General features: G+C 60.8%; 20 protein-coding genes. 7 read left to right on the top strand and 13 right to left on the bottom strand.

Annotation, left to right across the window (positions count from 1 at the left end; all coding sequences use genetic code 11):
- The first annotated feature begins 79 nt into the window (after nt 1-79).
- Nucleotides 80-1,432 carry an IS1182 family transposase gene (locus AXW67_RS35540; RefSeq protein WP_063678360.1) on the top strand — a complete coding sequence of 451 codons (1,353 nt, stop codon included), beginning with the start codon at nt 80-82 and terminating at the stop codon, nt 1,430-1,432.
- A 208-nt stretch (nt 1,433-1,640) separates the two neighbouring features.
- On the opposite strand, the gene AXW67_RS35535 is transcribed toward AXW67_RS35540, so the two are convergent.
- Nucleotides 1,641-1,886 (bottom strand): hypothetical protein, encoded by a 246-nt coding sequence (locus tag AXW67_RS35535; RefSeq protein ID WP_063681659.1) that lies wholly within the window; start codon nt 1,884-1,886, stop codon nt 1,641-1,643.
- A gap of 166 nt (nt 1,887-2,052) precedes the next feature.
- Between AXW67_RS35535 and AXW67_RS35530 the strand changes: the two genes are divergently transcribed.
- The 3 genes from AXW67_RS35530 to AXW67_RS35520 all read left to right on the top strand — a co-directional run bounded on the left by AXW67_RS35530 (nt 2,053) and on the right by AXW67_RS35520 (nt 3,396).
- A complete protein-coding gene (locus AXW67_RS35530) occupies nt 2,053-2,430 on the top strand; it encodes a hypothetical protein (RefSeq protein WP_063681658.1) in 378 nt (125 codons plus the stop codon).
- 120 nt (nt 2,431-2,550) lie between these two features.
- Complete coding sequence (locus tag AXW67_RS35525; protein ID WP_063681657.1) at nt 2,551-2,805, top strand: hypothetical protein; 255 nt, start codon at nt 2,551-2,553, stop codon at nt 2,803-2,805.
- A gap of 42 nt (nt 2,806-2,847) precedes the next feature.
- The gene (locus AXW67_RS35520; protein ID WP_063681656.1) at nt 2,848-3,396 is read left to right on the top strand and encodes a methylated-DNA--[protein]-cysteine S-methyltransferase; all 549 of its coding nucleotides are present in this window, start codon (nt 2,848-2,850) and stop codon (nt 3,394-3,396) included.
- Nucleotides 3,397-3,431: 35 nt separating this feature from the next.
- Here the strand turns inward: AXW67_RS35520 and AXW67_RS35515 are convergent, their stop codons facing one another.
- From AXW67_RS35515 to AXW67_RS35475, 9 genes are all read right to left on the bottom strand, one after another.
- Entirely contained in the window at nt 3,432-3,965 is a 534-nt protein-coding gene (locus AXW67_RS35515) for a methylated-DNA--[protein]-cysteine S-methyltransferase (protein ID WP_063681655.1), read from the bottom strand.
- A gap of 171 nt (nt 3,966-4,136) precedes the next feature.
- Entirely contained in the window at nt 4,137-4,631 is a 495-nt protein-coding gene (locus AXW67_RS35510) for a hypothetical protein (protein WP_145928094.1), read from the bottom strand.
- A 69-nt stretch (nt 4,632-4,700) separates the two neighbouring features.
- The gene (locus AXW67_RS35505; protein WP_063681653.1) at nt 4,701-5,450 is read right to left on the bottom strand and encodes a 2OG-Fe(II) oxygenase; all 750 of its coding nucleotides are present in this window, start codon (nt 5,448-5,450) and stop codon (nt 4,701-4,703) included.
- Nucleotides 5,447-6,100 carry a methylated-DNA--[protein]-cysteine S-methyltransferase gene (locus tag AXW67_RS35500; RefSeq protein WP_245315816.1) on the bottom strand — a complete coding sequence of 218 codons (654 nt, stop codon included), beginning with the start codon at nt 6,098-6,100 and terminating at the stop codon, nt 5,447-5,449. Before AXW67_RS35500 ends, AXW67_RS35505 begins: the two co-directional genes overlap by 4 nt.
- A 90-nt stretch (nt 6,101-6,190) precedes the next feature.
- The gene (locus AXW67_RS35495; protein WP_063681651.1) at nt 6,191-6,529 is read right to left on the bottom strand and encodes a hypothetical protein; all 339 of its coding nucleotides are present in this window, start codon (nt 6,527-6,529) and stop codon (nt 6,191-6,193) included.
- A gap of 252 nt (nt 6,530-6,781) precedes the next feature.
- Complete coding sequence (gene ada / locus AXW67_RS35490; RefSeq protein ID WP_063681650.1) at nt 6,782-7,873, bottom strand: bifunctional DNA-binding transcriptional regulator/O6-methylguanine-DNA methyltransferase Ada; 1,092 nt, start codon at nt 7,871-7,873, stop codon at nt 6,782-6,784.
- 77 nt (nt 7,874-7,950) lie between these two features.
- On the bottom strand, nt 7,951-8,754 hold the full coding sequence (locus AXW67_RS35485; RefSeq protein ID WP_161491326.1) for a TMEM175 family protein: 804 nt from the start codon (nt 8,752-8,754) through the stop codon (nt 7,951-7,953).
- Nucleotides 8,755-8,785: 31 nt separating this feature from the next.
- A complete protein-coding gene (locus AXW67_RS35480; RefSeq protein ID WP_063681649.1) occupies nt 8,786-9,250 on the bottom strand; it encodes an FAD synthase family protein in 465 nt (154 codons plus the stop codon).
- Nucleotides 9,251-9,453: 203 nt separating this feature from the next.
- Entirely contained in the window at nt 9,454-9,906 is a 453-nt protein-coding gene (locus AXW67_RS35475) for an ester cyclase (protein WP_063681648.1), read from the bottom strand.
- 1,019 nt (nt 9,907-10,925) lie between these two features.
- Between AXW67_RS35475 and AXW67_RS35470 the strand changes: the two genes are divergently transcribed.
- Nucleotides 10,926-11,768 carry a DUF1194 domain-containing protein gene (locus tag AXW67_RS35470; protein WP_063681647.1) on the top strand — a complete coding sequence of 281 codons (843 nt, stop codon included), beginning with the start codon at nt 10,926-10,928 and terminating at the stop codon, nt 11,766-11,768.
- A 220-nt stretch (nt 11,769-11,988) separates the two neighbouring features.
- Nucleotides 11,989-12,543, top strand: a complete 555-nt coding sequence (locus tag AXW67_RS35465; RefSeq protein WP_063681646.1) for a thioredoxin family protein — start codon at nt 11,989-11,991, stop codon at nt 12,541-12,543.
- 443 nt (nt 12,544-12,986) lie between these two features.
- On the opposite strand, the gene AXW67_RS35460 is transcribed toward AXW67_RS35465, so the two are convergent.
- The gene (locus AXW67_RS35460; RefSeq protein ID WP_082908148.1) at nt 12,987-14,123 is read right to left on the bottom strand and encodes a lactonase family protein; all 1,137 of its coding nucleotides are present in this window, start codon (nt 14,121-14,123) and stop codon (nt 12,987-12,989) included.
- Nucleotides 14,124-14,155: 32 nt separating this feature from the next.
- A complete protein-coding gene (locus AXW67_RS35455; protein WP_063681645.1) occupies nt 14,156-14,911 on the bottom strand; it encodes a ThuA domain-containing protein in 756 nt (251 codons plus the stop codon).
- Between the two features lie 432 nt (nt 14,912-15,343).
- Here AXW67_RS35455 and groL point away from each other — a divergent pair, with 432 nt between their 5' ends.
- A complete protein-coding gene (gene groL / locus AXW67_RS35450) occupies nt 15,344-16,984 on the top strand; it encodes a chaperonin GroEL (RefSeq protein ID WP_063681644.1) in 1,641 nt (546 codons plus the stop codon).
- A 590-nt stretch (nt 16,985-17,574) separates the two neighbouring features.
- Here the strand turns inward: groL and AXW67_RS35445 are convergent.
- Nucleotides 17,575-18,639: an IS110 family RNA-guided transposase gene (locus AXW67_RS35445; protein ID WP_063681660.1), complete on the bottom strand. Its 1,065-nt coding sequence runs from the start codon at nt 18,637-18,639 to the stop codon at nt 17,575-17,577.
- Between the last annotated feature and the right edge of the window lie 80 nt (nt 18,640-18,719).

Here is an 18,719-nt window from a genome sequence, read left to right as displayed (position 1 = left end):
CGATTCCGTTGAAAAAGGCGGCTGTTGCGACGCAGAGGGATCAGTGATTCAGTCTGTCTAGGTGGCAGGACTGAAGATCATGATGGGACATCGGCAAGTCGAACAGGCTGCGTTGTTCTACGAATTCTCGCTCGAGAAGCATATTCCCGCCGACCATCTGCTGCGGTCGATCGATAGATTTGTCGACCTTGAACAGATTAGGAAGGACCTGGCGCCTTTCTATAGCAGTATTGGCCGACCTTCGATCGATCCCGAGCTGATGATCCGGATGCTCTTAGTCGGTTACTGCTTCGGGATCCGATCGGAGCGGCGGCTGTGCGATGAGGTCCACCTCAATTTGGCTTACCGGTGGTTCTGCCGGCTGGGTCTGGAAGGGGCGGTGCCGGACCATTCGACATTCTCCAAAAACAGGCATGGCCGCTTCCGGGAGAGCGATCTCTTCCGTCGCGTTTTCGAGAGCGTTTTACACCGCTGTATTGAGGAGCGGCTGGTCGGCGGTGAAGGATTTGCAGTCGATGCGAGCCTGATCAAGGCCGACGCCAATCGGCAGAAGGGAATCGAAGGCGACAAGGGACTTCCACCGGAGGCCGCCGGCCGAGCGATCAATGAGTATCTGGCTGTCCTCGATGATGCCGCTTTCGGCGCAGCGACCGAGGTCACGCCGAAGTTCGTGTCGCCTGCCGACCCGGCGGCGCGCTGGACGGGGGCGCACGGCGGCCAAGCCTTCTTCGCCTACTCGACGAACTACCTGGTCGACGTCGAGAACGCGATCATCGTCGATGTCGAGGCGACCACGGCCATCCGGCAGGCGGAGGTGTTGGCCGCCAAGCGCATGATTGAGCGCTCGCTGGAGCGGTTCGATCTCTATCCGAACCGGCTTCTCGGCGACAGCGGCTATGGCTCAGCCGAGATGCTCGGCTGGTTGGTTTACGAGCATGGCATCGAGCCACACGTTACAGTGTTCGACAAGTCGGCACGCACAGATGGGATCTTCTCGCGCGAAGACTTCACCTATGATCATGCAAGGGACGTCTACCGCTGTCCTGACGGCAAGATCCTCACCACGACCGGAGCGCTGGTGAACGATGGAGCCACGATGCTTTACCTCGCTATCAAGCGCGATTGCGATCGATGCGTATTGAAGTCCCAGTGCTGCCCCAAGCAGGCTTCACGGAGGGTGCCGCGCTCGATCTACGAGGGCGCTCGCGACATGGCGCGCCAGATCGCAAGATCGTGGGAGGGGCGCACTTCGCGTCGGCTCCGCAAAAAGATCGAGATGCTGTTCGCGCACCTCAAGCGCATTCTCAAGCTCGACCGTTTACGGTTACGAGGCCCAAACGGTGCGCGCGACGAGTTCACCCTCGCAGCCACCGCTCAGAACCTTCGCAAGCTGGCCAAGCTGATCCCGATGCAAACCCTCAAGCCCGCATAAGGGTCAGCAAAGCCGTTCGGCTACATCGGCGCGGGCGCCAATACATCGGATTACTGCCGCCTTTTTCAACGGAATCGGCCCTTCTGAGACATCGGTGACCGGCCGAACGTCCGATTTGCGCTAGGAGCGGCCCTTCCCCGAATTCGCGGGTTGATCCAATGCACAGCCGGAGCACCGACGGGTATTCAGTCTAAGCGCTGCCTCTCCCTCATCCACCGATGATGCCTCCTCGCCTCGTCCGGTTATCCAAGAGCTTCTGAAGCTCGACGACTACCGCCGACACTATCTCCTCTTCCTCCGATCTCGGGCTAGGCCCCGCCTGCAGCATTCCATCCGAACGCACCACCACCTCGGAATGCGGCGGCACGGCAGCCCGCTGGAGTAGCTCGCGTAGCTTCGGATCGAGGCCATCTCCACGCGCGGCCGCGATCGCATTGAAGCTACTCAGCGACATCGCTCCTCGCTCCCTTGCTGATCAAGTTGGCAGCTTAGACCGACCGCAGCCGGCGGCCACTCCGAATTCTGCTTTCAAATCGCACTGATCCAATATTTGAAGCGAAGAAGCGGAGTGCCTACATTGCGCCGGCACGCTACGCGCCCCAGGAGGAAAGAGGCGCGATATGACAAACGAAATCGAGATCCAGCGACTGGTCAATTTCGAGACTGCGACCGACGGAACAGCGGTCAAGCTCATCTTATGCGACGTCGCGAACCGCAAGATCGGCATCATCCTGAGGATCGAGACGTTGACGGCACTGTTAATGACCTTGCCAGCGATGGCATCGAGCGCCGTCAAGCGCGCACACAACGACCCGAATATGCGGCTCACGTACCCGCTCCGGGAATTCGAGATCGAGCTCGGCCCTGACAACCTTCGCATCCTGACAATCGGAACTCCGGACGGGTTCACCGTGTCCTTCAGCCTGACCGAGGAGCTATCGCAAGAACTCGGCAGGGCTCACCTCGACGGCGAGGGACAACGCGCCAAAACCCACTAGCTGCGGCAAGAAATCTCCCCGCGCGCTAACGCGCTCTGTTGGATTTCAAGGCAAGAACCGGAGTGCCGTAGCGCCGGCGCCGAGCGGACTGGAGCCGGCTTGGCTACAGGAGATCGCGGAATGAGCTTCTCGCCCCTCAACATCTACACCTTCGCGGCTGCCGGCGGACAGTTCTTGCGTACAGATGTCCAGGCGCTGCTAAAGAACGCTCCGGACGACCTCTTTTCCGACCTCGTCAGTCCGCACGACCCGGTTGTGCGTCGCGAGGCCGTGGCTCTCAGGAAGCGGCTGGATTTGCTGCTGTTCACGGAGCCCCCACGCCAGACTGATGCGGCACTCCCGCTCGCCTCCAACGTCGTTCGGCTCCGGGCCTAGACCGCGTGCGTCTCGCCGGACCAGCTCCAAGGGCTTCACCACATGTGGAACGAAACCACTTCCTACCTCCATGACGGCAACGACTATTTCCAGTACGTTTCGGCCAAGTGCTCGCTGGGCTTCGTCCTGACTGCCATCTCTCCTAATGGCATCTGCTCCATTCTGTTTGGCGATTCCCGCGAGGAGCTTGACCACGCGATACGATCTGAGTTTCCCGGCAGAAATCCGACCTACGGCGGCTACGAGCTGGAGGGAATCGGAGCCCAGACGGTGAACGCCGTCGATGTCCCTCGCGCGTGCATCAGCGTGCCCCTCCACCTGAACGGCACCGCCGCACAAGTCCGTGTCTGGCAGGTGCTTCAGAGCATTCCCGCTGGCGATACAATCACCTACGAACAGATCGCCCAACGCCCCGGTGCGCCGCATACTCCGGATTCGGTACGTCTCGCGTGCCTCGCGAACAAGATCGCTGTCGCGATTCCCTGCCATCGTGCCGTGGTCGGTCGCGGCAATATCGGTGAGTATCGCTGGGGACCGGAGCGAAAGTGCGCCCTGCTTGAGCGCGAGTTTCGCCTCCCCGTAGAATTGTGATCCCGCGCATATTGTCTGACGGAACTCCCACGTCGTCACTTCTCCTTATCGGGCGAAGCCTGTGGCAGCTTGACTTGTCGCTCGCGGGCCAGCAGCTCGCGCTTGCGCTTGACACCCCAGCGATAGCCCGAGATCGACCCGTCTTTCTTGATCACACGATGGCATGGCACCAGAACCGCAATCGGATTGGAGGCGATCGCTTTGGACACATCGCGCGCGTCGTGGGTGCCGAGTTTCTCCGAGAGCCAGCCGTAACTGACCGTTTCGCCGACAGGCAATGCGCGCAGCATCGACCAGACCTGGATCTCATAGGCCGTCCCGCGCATATCGAGCGGAAGCGCCGGATCGAAGCCCGGCTCCTCGATGGCGCGCGTAATCTTCGCGATCGTATCGGCCAGTTCGGTTTGGTCGCCAACGACGTCCGCGCCAGGGAAGCGCGTCCGCAGCGCCTCCTCCATCAATGGGCGGCTCGAACTGAACTCCACGGCGACGAGCCCCTTGTTCGACATTGCCACCATGAACTCGCCCAGAGAACTATTGGCCCAGGCAAATCTGATTACCTCGCGCATCTTTCGCTCCTTCGTATCGTACTAGCAACGATACGAAGTGACAGCGAAACCGCCGATCCGCTCCTTGCTTTCAAATCGGAAAACGTCGGGCGCCAGTAGCCCCGCGATAGGCGCAAACGTAAATGGCGGCGACGCTTAGCGCCGCCGCCATTTTTATGAAGGTTTTGCCCCTTACAGCTCGACGCCTTCGGAGTGTCGCCTCTGCTCGAGGGATGCGAAATCGATCACGCGAGCGGATTCCACTTCCGCCGGCCCTCGTGACGATTCGTTTTCCGATTGCAGCGCGAACTGCCGCTCCATCGCGCGCCGGCCAGTCGGATCATGCTTCCCGACGCTCTCGATGTCCGTTATTTCGATGGCGGTGATCGGGTCGCCCGCGCTTTCCGTCCGGATCGCGTCGACGAGGGGCCGCAAGACAAGACGAGGATTGTCGGGGTTCGCCAGGGCGATGCGTTGCAGCCTTTCCAAGGGCGGCCGCAGATAGGCCCAGTGTTTGACGATGACGGACCAGTCGTGGCCATCTTTCAGCGCGCCGTTTAGAAGGCCGTTCGATAGGGGGTCGTGCGGAAAAACGCCCAAACTTTTCGCGATATCGATTGCATAGGGCCCGATAGGCAGCGGCACGAAGAGGCCGATTCTATCATCAACCATTCTGACGAGTTTCATGGCGTCCACCTTGTTGCGTTTCAGGCCGGCGGCGACGCCGCCCGAGCCTTTCGATCAGCCTGTCTCGCGCTATTTGGCGTCGTGAAAGATGATTCCGACGGTATGCCGCATGCCGGAACGCACGCGGCTCACGCCGTGTCGAAGATTGACGCGGTAGTTGCCCTTCGCCCCTTTCACCGGACGGTTATGAACCGCGAAGGCGACCGCATCGCCCTGGCGCAACGGAACGACCTCGGCGCGACTCTGCATGCGGGGCCGCTGCTCCGTCAGAACGAATTCCCCTCCCGTGAAGTCCGTGCCCGGTTCCGAAAGGAGGATTGCGACCTGAATCGGAAAGAACAGATCGCCGTAGAGATCCTGGTGGAGACAGTTGAAATCTCCGGGAACGTACTGCAGCAGTAGCGGCGTTGGCCGCGCCTGGCCGGCATCGCGGCATCGCTTCAGAAAGGAAGCGTGTTCGGCGGGATACCGCTCGTCAATTGCCATGCGCTCGTTCCATTCGATGGCGACGTCCACCAGGCGGGGATAGAGCGCCGTGCGCAGGCCATCGAGGAGACCCGGCAGCGGGTATTTGAAGTAGCGGTACTCGCCCTTGCCGAAACCGTGCCGTGCCATATGGACATGGCTACGGAAATGCTCCTCTTCGGGATAAAGACCCGCGATGGCGCGGCACTCGACCGGCGAGAGAAGCTTCGGCAGTACGGCGCAGCCGAAGCCATCCAGTTCCTGGGTCAGCGTCTGCCAGTGGTAGGCTTCGATCCGGGCTTTCGCGGGCACACCCGCGAAAGCTGTTGCGACGACTGAAGCGGCCGGTCTCATGCCTGGGCTTCCTTCTCGATCAGATCGCGCTTGCGCTCGCTTCCCCAGCGGTAACCCGCGAGCTCACCATCCGTCCGAATGACGCGGTGGCACGGCACAGCCAGTGCGATCGGATTGGCGGCGCAAGCGTTGGCCACCACGCGGGCGGCGACCCACGGATAAACGCTGTTGATCAGCCGAGCCAGATGCATGCAGCTCATCGTCTTACCCAGCGGGATCGCTCGGATCTGCTCCCAGATGCGGCGCTGAAGCGGCGTGCCGCGCATGTCGAACGTCAGGTCGAGGCCTTCGGAAGGCTTCTCCGCGTAGCGGGCCACCTTCGCGAGATCGTCGTGGACCATGACCTCGTTCGCGACCAGGGTTGCCTCGGGAAAGCGGATCGCGAGATCCGCCTCGAGCTCAGCCGCGTCGTCGCCGAGCACGATCGCACAGACGCCCTTGGCGCTGCGGGCGAGCAGCACCTTGCCCAGGATGGTGTCAGCGATCGCGAAGAAGAGAACGTCAACCGTCGCTTCGGCCGGGTTGGCTGCCTGATTCAGCCGCAAGGCGGCTTCGGATGTCATGAGATTCATGGGATCTCTCCTTCGTTTATCCTCATGAACGAACCTACGCGCGGGCGTCGGCGCCAAAACTCCGATGCTTGCGCTCAAATCGAGAATTCTTGCGGTTCAGCGGGCCAAAAGCGGAAGCGCCGGGTGCGATGGCTCCGGCGCGACTAACTGCATTCCTCGTGGGAGAGATCACCCGATCCGCGTGATGGCAGTTTCCTTGAGGAGGTAGATTTCGCCTGTGTTGAGGCTAAGCCGTACCGTCCCATCGTCTAGCGCGTGCCACTGGGCCAAGCCGTCGGCGACCAGGCCTCGGAAATAGGCCACCACACGAGCCTTGTCCGGATCGTGCTGAACGCTGCCGGCGACCTCGATGGGCTTGGCGGCGGTTCGGACACGCTTTGCGCGCTTGTTCTTCGGCTTCAATGCCCGTCGTGGGGTCATGGTCGGAAAGCGTTCCTTGCGCCGATCGTATTCGCGGCGACGATCAGAAGCGGCTTTCGGCTCCCGCACCCGGATCACCCCGATCATATCCTGGTAATCGCGGGCGCGCGATCCGGCACTCCGGTTATTATCATCCAACGCAGAATTTTGGGCCGCATAACGCCGTCTTGTCGCTCGCAGCGCCCAGTGAAGGCCAAGGACAGGCGGTTCCCGATGGGATGACAAGGCTCACGAGAGCGCTCGGCGGAGCACGCGAGAAACGTAAGTCGCGGCACCGCACGCATGGTCGTTCTGGGTGCGGGCCACGGATTGGGTGTCGATCAAGACAGTCGACTCGATTCAGGCGCCCCGCGACGCTTCCCGATCCAGCAGGACGCGCTTGCGTTCGACCCCCCAAGCATAGCCGGAGAGAGCTCCGTCGTTGCGGACGACGCGATGGCACGGAATAGCGACGGCCAGATTGTTCGCCGCACAGGCGCCGGCGACCGCACGGACCGCTTTCGGGAGGCCGATCCGCTGCGCGATTTCGGCGTACGAGACGGTAGCACCCACCGGAATCTGTTGAAGGGCCTGCCAGACACGCTGTTGGAAGGCCGTGCCCCGGACATCGAGGGGCAGATCGAGGCCCAGCTCGGGAGCCTCCACGAAGCCAACCACACGCGCCACCATGGCCTCATAATCCGGATCCGCGCCGATCAACTGCGCCTTGGGGAAGCGGTCCTGCAGCTCGCGGACGAGCTCGTCCGGATCGTCTCCCAGCAAGATGGCGGCCACTCCCTTCCTGCTCGAGGCGACGAGGATCGCACCGAGCGAACTTTGCCCTACGGCGAACTTGATCTCCTCGTTGATTCCTCCCGCCCGATACTGGGAGGGGGTCATGCCGAGCATGCCCGTCGATTTTTCGTAGAAGCGCCCGCTCGAATTGAATCCGGCGTCGTACATCGCCTCGGTAACGGACGTGCCCGCAGCGAGGCCTTCGCGCACCTTCCGGGCGCGATATGCGGAGGCATAGTTCTTCGGCGTCAGTCCAGTGGCGACCTTGAACACCCGGTGAAAATATCCGGGGCTCAAGCCGACTGCCTTGGCGATCGCTTCCAGCGCGGGCTCCTCCTCACTGTTCTCGATGAGGCGACAAGCCTTGGCGACCAGTGCGGCATTCTCGGTATCGAGCGACGGGCCGTCGGGAGTGCACCGCCGGCACGGCCGAAAGCCAGTCGCCCTCGCGCTCTGCAAGCTATCATGAAACTGAACGTTCCTGGGATTGGCCGTCCGCGACGGGCACGATGGACGACAATAGATGCCCGTCGTCGAGACCGAGTACCAGAACTGGCCGTCCGCAGCCTTGTCGCGCGCGATCACGCGGGCCCATCGTGGATCGTCCGCGACCGACACGGCCTTCAACTTCGGACTTTTCGCGAATGCTTCGCTCATGGTTTTCAATTCTTCACGATAGAGGGGACGTTGCCACCCGATTTCCGATCAGGCACTCCGCTCCTTGCTCTCAAATCCTACGGCGGAGCAGCGATCAAAAATCCGGAGGGCCGGTCTATCGGCCGAAATCGACGCCCTGGCTCGTCCAGGCGTAGTAGACGACCACCGCGGCAAACACGCCGACCGCAAGAAGCGGGTGAACGAACCACCCCAGTAAGGCCCCCACGACGTACAGACCGATGCCGGTTGCCGGTCGCAGTATCTGGGAAGCGAAGAACGCTCTCCCGCAGGTGAGGCTTCAGGAGTTCCGGATGCCGGTACAGATGGGGAAACGCGGGCAGCCAGGCCGCCGACATGAACCCGGCAATGAGCGCGTAGAGCACAATGGCCGCCCTTTGATCCGTCAGACTGCCGTCGCGGAACGCTCCCGCCAGCACACCAGTCGGGAACGGAATCAAGGACGCCGTACCGATGATGCCGAGGTTGATCCAGTTCAGCTTCATGTCCACCCTGCACAAGCGTTCGAACATGTAGTGGTGATTGAGCCAGATCACGCCGACGTATATGAAGGCGAGCGCGTAGGCGAGATAGGACGACCATTCCCGCAGAAGCTCCTCACCCAATTTGCCGGGAGCCGCGTTCGGTCGATGGATTTCGAGAACCAGCAGCGTGATGATGATGGAGAACGCTCCATCGCTGAATCCTTCGAGACGACGCGTCTCTGGAAGAGAGTGCATCGAGATACCCAGCGTTTCCGCCCCCTCCTCATCTGCCGCTGCCGGAGGCGTGATTGCGTCCTGTCTATCCGCCTTGCGGAAGCCGCTCCAGAACGCCCACGAACGACGGGCAGAGGCGGGCTTCTTCTCTTCGATCGCAATCATACTGAGCTCGTATCGCTGATACCCGATCCGCTCACGCCGCATGCTGCAGCGTGGGGTCGGCGCCAGCGCCACTGGCCAAGGCGTCGATATTTTTCAGGGTACGGCGAAGCGCGCTGCTCGACGTCGAACGCGTATACGGGAAGTAAATGACCTCGACGCCGAACGTCGCGAAATCACGCTCAAGCTTGTCGCCCTTCGCGGTGCCCTGCCAATCGTTTCCCTTGAAGAGCACGTTGAAGCGAAGATCCTTCCAGATTTCGACTTTGTCGTTCGTCAGCGCCGGAAGAGCCGCGTCGACGAACCGAACGTTACGAACGATTTCGAGCCGCTCGACCAATGGGATCACCGGCGTCACTCCCTTGTGCTGGATCAGCACTTCGTCCGATACGACGCCCGCGATCAGATATTCGCAGTGCTCTTTGGCTCGCCGGAGCAAATTGAGATGGCCGATGTGAAAAAGATCGTATGCGCCCGGAGCGTAGCCAATGCGGATCATGGGAATGCGTCCTGTTCTCACCGAGGGTCTTATTGGATGAAAACTAGTGGATGGATGGCGTGGGCACGCTCCGCTTCCTGCTATGAAATTCTACGTCTCGAAATCGAGACGCGATGCCGTCGTCCTAAACGCAAGCGAGGCCCGCATGACATGCGAGCCTCGCTCAAGGGATCAGGTGATTTGTCGACTCAGATACGACCCAGTCAGGCCGCCTTCTTGAGAAGGCCGAGCTGCGTCAGCGCGGTTACCCCATCGTCCAGACCGATCTCCTCGACGATCACGCCGTTGACGACCTTCAGCACCGTAGTACCAGTGAAGTGCATCTTGCGACCCGTCGCCGCCGGCAAGCCGCCGACCAGGAAATCGTTGAACGCCGGGCCGGTGTGAGTGCCACCCCCTTCCCATTGACCGACGACGAAGTCGCCCTCCCCGATCAGATCCGCAGTGCCCCAGAAATTCAGGTCGGGGAATGCAGCGCGGAAGTCGGTCATGAACGCCTTGATATCAGCGCGACCACGGCGGGGTTCATGCAGCGAATACTTGAGCAGCATGTCGGGAGCGGCGATCTCGTCGATGACGCCAAGGTTGACGGTCTTGCCCCAGAATTCGGTGAACCAACGACCAACGACGGCCTTGTTATCATCTTGCTTGCTCATCGAGAAACACCCTTCATTTGCAGGAATCATGGATCGACTGGCGATCGCTGCAATGCCTAGGCGTTGCGCGCGGGGGGGCGAACTCCGATTCTTGTCCTGAAATCGGAGAATTGCCCAATACGAAGAAGGCATGTTCCTTTTGGTGAGAGCGCTACGAAGGTTCGCCAACGGCCAATTGCTACCGATCCCTCAAACTGAGGCATCGCCTCACAGGCTCCGGTCCTTTTGCGCGCTGTAATGCGCCACAATACCCTGTCCGCGGAAGCGCGGTGGAGTTTAGACCCGATCGGGGGTAGTTGGAGATTAAGACCGGGGTCAGCACTCACATAAGAGAGGAAGTGAGAGCACCCTCACCGAAACTACACCACACTGCGCAATTGCAACCGGTGGCGCTACTCCCACTCAATCATTTAGGACGACATTACCGCGTTGATTTGAAAGCACAAACTTTTGGTGCTGGCGATCAAATCCCGACGGTATATCCGTGCTAACGTTTTGATCTTGAATTCACGGGAAAATTCACGCCGCTCGGAGCAATGGCTCCTTCGGCAAGTATCGGAGTCAATCGACTAGGTGGACGCGAGTGCTTGGCCGTAAGCGTCACCGCCACACTCGCGCGCCTTTGCTTCCGCTACCGTCAATGATCAGGAAAACCGTGGTTGGCTTGTGAGGTGATAGCTCGCACCGAGCACCGGACCACTCCGTCCCTAGACACCTCGGTCCCCTTGGCGCCAATAGCTTCACCCTATTCGATCGACGGAATGGTGCGCAACCAGGCAACGAGGGCATTGAGATTCTGCTCAGTCATCTTGCTAGCCGGAATCTGGGAAGTCTCATCGGTGTCCAGACAGGCAAAGCCTTGGGTTGGCGCGCCCCGGAAGCACGAGGCAGTTCCGGGCTTCGACTCATCGTCCAGACCATGCCTCGATCGCTGCGAACGAGGACGACAATTGCATGTTTCCGCTTTTCGGAGCGCGTTTTGGGTGTCACCATGCTTGTGAAAGGACGGGAGGGCCGCCATGCGCTGGTGTGTCTCGGTCGGGGCGGTGCTTGTTGCGGGGGCGATGGTCGGAGGTGACGTTGCTGGCATTGCCGCGCCGACCCCGAACTCTCGATTCGCCGATACCAACCACAGTATACAGCCCGTCAATGTCGAGCTCGTTATCGCCGTCGACGTCTCCTATTCGATGGATATGGACGAACTTGCCATTCAGCGCGAGGGCTATGCACAGGCCATCGTCTCGAAAGACTTCCTTCAGGCGCTGAGGGCCGTTCCGGGCAGCAAGGTGGCCGTGACCTATTTCGAGTGGTCGATGTCGGGCGACGAGAAGATCATCGTTCCCTGGCGCACTATCGACGGCCCGGCATCGGCGGATGTAGTGGCCGCCGAGATCATGAAAACGCCGGTTCGCCGAGGTTCGAGTACCTCGATTTCCGGCGCGATTAATTTCGCACTGCAGCTGTTCGAAGAGAATCCCTATCGCGGGTTGCGGCGCGTCATCGATATCTCCGGCGATGGGCCGAACAACGATGGAGCCCCCGTAACCGGCGCGCGTGACGCTGCCCTGGAGAAAGGCATCATTATCAACGGCCTCCCGATCATGGTGAAGGAGCCATCCCTCTCGACGACCGATATCGAGAATCTCGATCTCTATTACGAGGATTGCGTGATCGGAGGGCCGGGCGCCTTCATCATGACGATCAAAGGTCGCGAAAAATTCCAGGAAGCGATCCGGACCAAGCTTGTTCGCGAAGTTGCGGGCCTCACGCCAGAGAGCCGGATCGTCCCAGCCGCCGAGAAAGAGCCCCGGGTGCCCTGTCTGATCGGCGAAAACAAATCGCAGGAGCGCGGCCGGCGGTGAGTGTCGAGAGCAGTTCATCATGGTCGCCGCCCCTCGCGCCGGAGCATTGGAGGTGCTAACGTCCGTTCGTGGCCCACACCGACGAATTCGCGCGCTCGGCCAAATGGCAGACCGGAAATGCTGACGTATGGCCAAAGCGACGCGACTGGCGAGCAGGTTTTGGAAACTGTGCCCCCGCAGGCCGTCATCAGCATATATATTGGGCACAGGGAGGTGCGATATGGCGACAGCAGCTACCCAAGTCGTTCTTGATACGCCGGCGGCGGCGTTCCAGCTTCCGGCCACCGACGGCAAGACTTACGCACTGGACGACGTTGCGGGCAAAAAAGGCACGGTCCTCGTCTTCATCTGCAACCATTGTCCCTATGTTAAGGCGGTGATCGACCGCATGGTCTCGGACGCCCGCGTGCTGATGTCGGAGAGCATAGGCTTTGCGGCGATTTGCTCGAACGATGCGGCGAGCTATCCCGACGACTCATTTGAGAATATGAAGCGTTTCGCGAAGGCTCATGATTTCCCGTTTCCATATCTCCACGACGAGACCCAGACAGTCGCTCGGGCATATGGGGCGGCCTGTACGCCGGACTTCTTCGGTTACAATGCCGACCGCAAGCTCAAGTATCGCGGCCGGCTCGACGAAGGGCGCACTACTCCGCCTCGCGCGGGGGCGCCCCGAGAGCTTGTCGAGGCTATGCGCGCGATTGCGACCGCTGGTCTGGCGCCGGCTGACCAAAAGGCGTCTATTGGCTGCTCGATCAAATGGAAGGACGAATGAAGCCGATCCCTGTCAGCAGGTTTCGTATCTGAGGCCGCCGCGTGCGGCAGTATTTGCTGCACGTGTGCGATTTGACTAGCGGCATCACGAGGGCCCTGCGGCTGCTGCCGGGGTCGCATTCGCCGCCTTCTCCTTCAGGTCTGCTTCCGGGACAACACGGACATCAACCGGTGGGATAACCGGCTAAGTCGGTCGAAACTGACCCAGAACGGACCCGCGAATTGGCGTCCGACAAGTAGGCGTATCGGCCAAACTGAGCTGGTGAACCGAAAAGGCATCCTCCCCAGATTTTTGACAGCATGTACGACAACCTCCTGAAAAGGAGTTGCGCCGAGCGTAACTGCGTACCGCGATCCAACCGTTCTAGCGGCTTTTGACCGGGCTTGACCCGGGGGTCTGTTGGCTGGCCGGGGCAAGCGCGGCCACTACGGTATGAGGGTCGGTTAGTCGTGGATCCTATCGACGATCTCAACCCAGTTCGGCTGCTTACCCATCGGATATGGCTTGACGCTCTTCAGCTCGCCGCTGTTCTGGTCGATCGCATGGACGGTCAGGCTCGCTGAATCCATCCCCACGGCCAGCAAGAACTTTCCGCGCGGATCGATGTTGAAGCCGCGCGGGGTCTTCTCGGTCGGCCATTTGCCGATCCCGGTCAGTGTGCCCTTCTCGGGATCGATCTTGTACCCATGCAGCATGCTGGTCGTGCGCACGGCGCCGTAGAGGAAGTTTCCGTTCGGCGTGATATGGATGTCGGATGCAAAGGCCGAATCTTTTTGGTTGTAATCGCCGGTGTCGACGAACGCCACCTCGGTAAGGGTACCCTTGTCCTCGTCGATCGAATAGGTGCCGATCGTCGCGGTCGTCTCGGTGATGAGATAACCCCATTTTCCGTTCGGGTGGATGATGAAATGGCGCGGGCCGGCGCCGGCCTTGGTGGCGACCGTGGGCGGATCGTTGGGCGTCAGCATGCCGGTGCTGGCATCGAACTTGAACTGCATCACGTAATCGGCGCCGAGCACCGGCACATAGGCATGCTTGTTGCTGGCGTCGATGGAGACGCAATGGGCCTTCGGCTTGGTGTCGATGATCTGGGTCGCCTTGTCTTTAACGAGATAGCGCGCGTCGATCGGGTAGACTGCCACTTTGGCGCCGGCATAGGACGCGCCGAGCAGGTATTTGCCAGTCTTATCGACGTTGATGTAGGCCATCTGATCGACCAGCGGCGTCGCGTCGAGATGGGTGAGTTTCCCGTTGGTATGGTCGATGGAGAACGTCGACACCGGATACGGTTCGCTGCGCAGTTGCGCGTAGAGGAAGCGCTTGTTTGGGGCCAGCGCCATCGGCAGGCTGACCAGCGACGTCTTCTCTGCGCCCGGCACCGGCGCCTTCTCGACCATGGTGAGCTCACCGGTGTCGCGGTTCATGCCGAGGACATAGATGTCCTTGGTGCCAGCGTTCGAGACGTAGACGAATGTTTCGGGGCCATCAGCAGTCATCGCCCTCTGCGCTCCGATCAGGGGAAGGACGCCGAGCGCAGCGATCCCGCCGAGCCCGAGTCGCAATACGCGGCGTCGTCTCATGATGTCCTCCTACCGTTGCGATTCCGGTGGCACTAGGCCGACCTTCTCGTAGACCAGAGGATAGCGTTAGTGAGAATTGTCTGGCAGCGCGGGTCCTGCCAGACTGACGCCTCGTGGCCGAGCGCCGAATAGAATACTCGTCCCTCGCCGAAAAATCGTTTCCAGGCGAGCGGCCAACCATAGAAGCGTTGATGCACACCGGCCTTGCTGAGGTCCACTGAATCTTGGTCGAGGCGCAGGAGCACGCGTGATCCACGATAGTCGAAGTCGCTGATCTGGTAGATTTCATCGTTCAACTGCAACGAATTCCCGAGAAACGCCACCAGTGGATCTGCAGCATCAGCCACCTGAATAGTCACATTCTGATGCCAGGGATGACCATTGAAGTAGCCGCCGATCAGATCGAGATAGTCTGGCCAAGTGTAGAATGTGTCCGTGGCCGAGTGAACGCCGAGGAAGCCACGGCCTGAGCGCACAAAGTTGAGAAGAGCCATCTTTTGGACGCCGCTCATCGGAATTTCACCGCTTGTGTAAAACATCACAGCGGCGTACCGCTCGAGGTTTCCGGTCGAAAATTCAGACAAGTCTTCCGTTGCAATGACTTCAAAGGCGCCGGAATTCCTTCCAAGCTGCGTCAGGATTGCCTCGGAAAGTGGTATGACGTTGTGCCGATAGCCGGCCGAGTATGTGAAATAGAGGACACGTTCTGGCGGGTGCTCTGCACGCGCACCGAGCGGTCGGATTGCCGCCGCGCTGCTGCCGAGTGCGATGAACTCGCGTCGCGTCACAATCCTCTCCCGATGCCTTCCCGGCCAGAAAAGCTTAGCACATATCAGCGCGCCGCGCGTCCTGCGGTGCCGCTCTGTCCAACGCCACCGTTCAATTGATTGCCTCGGCTTGGCAATGTCGCTTATTGGCCCTTCTCGACAGTTTGCGCGGCGCCGGGACATGTCCGAAGTTGGGGTTAGACCGGAAGCCTCCGGCCGAGAGTCAAGCCGGCGCTTTTTTTCCCGAAGCGGTACTAGGCTGGGTCGAGATCCCGCAGGGCAGTGCCCTCCTGCCAAATCGAGGTGTGCTATGATCCGGTAGAAGCCTTGATGCCCAACAGTGCCCCGCCTCGTTATTTTGGCGTCTCAAAGGATGATGCATCAGGTTCTGGCTCATCTATTTCGTGCCTCGCGGGGGACTGATGCGGGTCCTATCCCAAAGGGAGATCAATCATGTCATCCAAAGAAGTCAAGTTCGGCGTCGATGCCCGCGACCGCATGCTGCGCGGTGTCGACATTCTCAACAATGCGGTGAAGGTGACGCTCGGCCCCAAGGGCCGCAACGTCGTGCTCGAAAAGTCGTTCGGCGCACCCCGCATGACCAAGGACGGCGTTACCGTCGCCAAAGAAATCGAGCTTGAAGACAAGTTCGAGAACATGGGCGCGCAGATGGTGCGCGAAGTCGCCTCCAAGTCCGCTGACGCTGCCGGCGACGGCACCACCACCGCGACTGTACTGGCCGCGGCCATTGTTAGAGAAGGCGCCAAGTCGGTTGCCGCCGGCATGAACCCGATGGACCTGAAGCGCGGCATCGACCTCGCGGTCGAAGCCGTCGTTGCGGACCTGCAGAAGAACTCCAAGAAGGTCACCTCGAACGACGAGATCGCCCAGGTCGGCACCATCTCGGCCAACGGCGACGCGGAGATCGGCAAGTTTCTCTCCGACGCCATGAAGAAGGTCGGCAACGAGGGTGTCATCACGGTTGAGGAAGCCAAGTCGCTCGAGACCGAACTCGAGGTAGTCGAAGGCATGCAGTTTGACCGTGGCTACATTTCGCCCTACTTCGTCACCAACGCCGACAAGATGCGCGTTGAATTCGACGACGCCTATATCCTGATTAACGAGAAGAAGCTCTCCAGCCTAAATGAGATGCTTCCGCTGCTGGAAGCTGTCGTGCAATCGGGCAAGCCGATTGTCATCATCGCAGAAGACGTCGAAGGCGAAGCCCTCGCCACGCTCGTCGTCAACCGCCTGCGTGGCGGCCTGAAGGTCGCGGCCGTCAAGGCGCCGGGCTTCGGCGACCGCCGCAAGGCCATGCTCCAGGACATCGCGATCCTGACCGGCGGCCAGGCGATCTCGGAAGACCTCGGCATCAAGCTCGAGAACGTCACGCTCAACATGCTCGGTCGCGCCAAGAAGGTGATGATCGACAAGGAGAACACCACGATCGTCAACGGCGCCGGAAAGAAGGCCGACATCGAGGCGCGCGTGGCCCAGATCAAGGCGCAGATCGAGGAGACCACCTCGGACTACGACCGTGAGAAGCTCCAGGAGCGTCTCGCCAAGCTCGCGGGCGGCGTCGCGGTGATCCGCGTCGGCGGCGCGACCGAAGTCGAGGTGAGAGAGCGCAGGGATCGCGTGGACGACGCGATGCATGCGACCCGTGCGGCGGTCGAGGAAGGCATCGTGCCGGGTGGCGGCGTCGCCCTGCTCCGTGCCTCTGAACATCTCAAGGGTATCCGCACCAAAAACGACGACCAGAAGACCGGCGTCGAGATCGTGCGTAAGGCGCTGTCCGCGCCAGCCCGTCAAATTGCTGTCAACGCCGGTGAAGACGGCTCCGTCATCATGGGTAAGATCCTCGAGGATAAGCACTACGCCTATGGCTTCGACTCCCAGACCGGCGAATACGGCGATCTCGTCAAAAAGGGGATTATTGATCCTACCAAGGTGGTTCGCGTAGCAATCCAGAACGCGGCTTCTGTGGCCGCGTTACTGATCACCACGGAGGCCATGGTCGCTGAACTGCCGAAGAAGAACGTTGGGGCTGGCGGCACGCCTGCGGGCGGCGGCATGGGCGGTATGGACTTCTAAATTCAACCATTCAGCACGCATCAATAGGATTTTTATCCCGCAGTGCTGTGGAGCATCACTGAACCAACCTTCCGACTGCCGTGGCGAATGCCCGTTATCGGGCTCAAAGCGGAAGTCGCCAGATCATGCCGTGATTTCGCAGTTTGACCCAAATGTATGGTCCGGCCGTGCGGTGCAAGAAGATTTCGGCGATCCGGTAGATGCGGTCTTGCATCAATGTATCCGGCCTCTGCTTGGAGCGCAGTGCTCCGGGCCATCATGGATATCAGCGCGCATGCGGTCTAGTTAGCGGACAGGCCTCGACCGGGCCATTTGGGTCACCAGTGTTCGCATGTGCCGGGAAGACCGATTCTCCATCGTCGTCTCATCCTCTCGCAGACCTCGGCGGGTAAGGGTGTCGTTACGTCATTGATGGCTCCTCACTTCGCGCTGTTCCTTTGCTCGTGCCCGGCGGTCGTTCCTTCGTCTCGGCCTGCGCGCGCAGACGCGCCGCGCGCAGGGGGCCGTCAAGGCCGGCCGTCGTGCTGTCCTGACGTCTTGCTCTGCTGCTGCTAGGCTGCGCCTTGACGGTGCCGCGCACGGCGCGAGGGTCAAGCAGGTCGGGACACCATCTCCTCCGTCTTGACGCACGCGAAGGCGCGTCCCTTGTTGAGGACCGCCCAGGCGATCCGGGCGAGCTTGTTGGCGAGCGCAATTGCCAGCACGTTGTGGTGCAATCGTTTTTTGGCGGCTTCGATCCACGAGTTGAGGCCATAGCGCTCCCAACACTTGACCTTGACCAGCACAACCCACGCGGCTTGCACGAACAGCGCGCGCAGGTAGCGATTGCCGCGCCTTGATATACTGCCGAGGATCGTGCGGTCGCCGGTCGAGATCTGCTTCGGCACCAGTCCAAGCCAGGCGCCGAAGTCGCGGCCTTTCGAGAACACGTCTCCAGTGCCGATCGCGGCCACCATTGCGCTCGAGATGATTGGGCCAATGCCAGGCACCGTCATCAGTCGCTGGCAGGCCTTATCTTGACGGGCCAGCGTTTCGATCTCGCTCGATAGACCCTCGATACGCTGATCCAGCCGGCGCCAGTCTTCCGCCAGACCCTCGATGATGCGCAACATGCGAGGTGAGAGCACATCGGTGCGTGTCGCCAAGATGCCCGGCAACTCGAACCGCAGGGAATGCGGGCCTTGCCGCACGGCGATGCCCCGCTCCAGCAGGAATGCACGGATCTGATTGATGACGCCGGTACGCTGACCGACCAATCGATCGCGGACGCGGTGCAGTGCCTGAAGGTCGAGCTGATCGGCGGTCTTGGTCGCGACGAACTTCATGGTGGGGCGTTGGACAGCCTCGGCGATGGCTTCAGCATCCCGGAAGTCATTCTTCTGTCCCTTCGAATATGGGCGCACGTATTTCGCCGGCATCAGGCGGGCGTCGTGGCCAAGCATTTGCAGTTTGCGGCTGAGATGATGGCCGCCCACACAGGCCTCCATGCCGATCAAGCACGGCGGCAGGTTGGCGAGCCGCGTTTCCACCTGGTCACGCGACCACTTCTGACGCAGCACAATCGCACCGCGCTGATTCTGGCCGACGATGTGGAACGAGTTCTTGCCAATATCGATGCCGATTACGGCGGGCGAAGCGTCGAGTTTCTGTGACATCGCGTGCTCCTTGTCTTCGGTGCCCCCTGCCAGCATTCGCTGCTGGCAGGGCCGGAGCACGGCCGGACCGTCCCATTAGC

The sequence above is a fragment of the Bradyrhizobium neotropicale genome (assembly GCF_001641695.1).
In the GTDB taxonomy this organism is placed as follows: domain Bacteria; phylum Pseudomonadota; class Alphaproteobacteria; order Rhizobiales; family Xanthobacteraceae; genus Bradyrhizobium; species Bradyrhizobium neotropicale.
Note: the sequence above shows the minus strand (reverse complement) of the source record. Positions and strands in the feature narration are given on the sequence as shown.